Below are 269 nucleotides of genomic sequence, written 5' to 3'. Positions count from 1 at the left end.
CTTCGTCGTGGGCGCTCACACGTCCCCATGGTCCCCGTCCGGGCCCCGGCCCTGCCCGGTCCCGCCCGCGGACCCATGGGACTCCCACTCCCACTCGGAGGCCTCGAGCTCGAAGGGCACCGAGACGTCCAGCTCGTCGTCGGGCACGCGGTTGACCACGAACGGGTCCTGCTCGGCCGGGGGCTGCGCGTCCTGGTCCACGGGTGGGGTCCTCCCTGGGGCCGGCGGCCGCGCCGCGGCCGGGAACGGGGTCCGGAACGACGGAACCG

1 protein-coding gene is annotated in these 269 nt (G+C 76.2%); it reads right to left on the bottom strand.

The features are described from left to right. Positions 1 to 15: 15 nt before the first annotated feature. Positions 16 to 201, bottom strand: coding sequence for a hypothetical protein (locus ACH9EU_RS06220; RefSeq protein WP_396413072.1), 186 nt, complete (start codon positions 199 to 201; stop codon positions 16 to 18). Between the last annotated feature and the right edge of the window lie 68 nt (positions 202 to 269).

It is taken from the genome of Kocuria rhizosphaerae (assembly GCF_044462265.1).
Classification (GTDB): domain Bacteria; phylum Actinomycetota; class Actinomycetes; order Actinomycetales; family Micrococcaceae; genus Kocuria; species Kocuria rhizosphaerae.
This window is presented reverse-complemented; position numbering and strand designations above follow the sequence as displayed.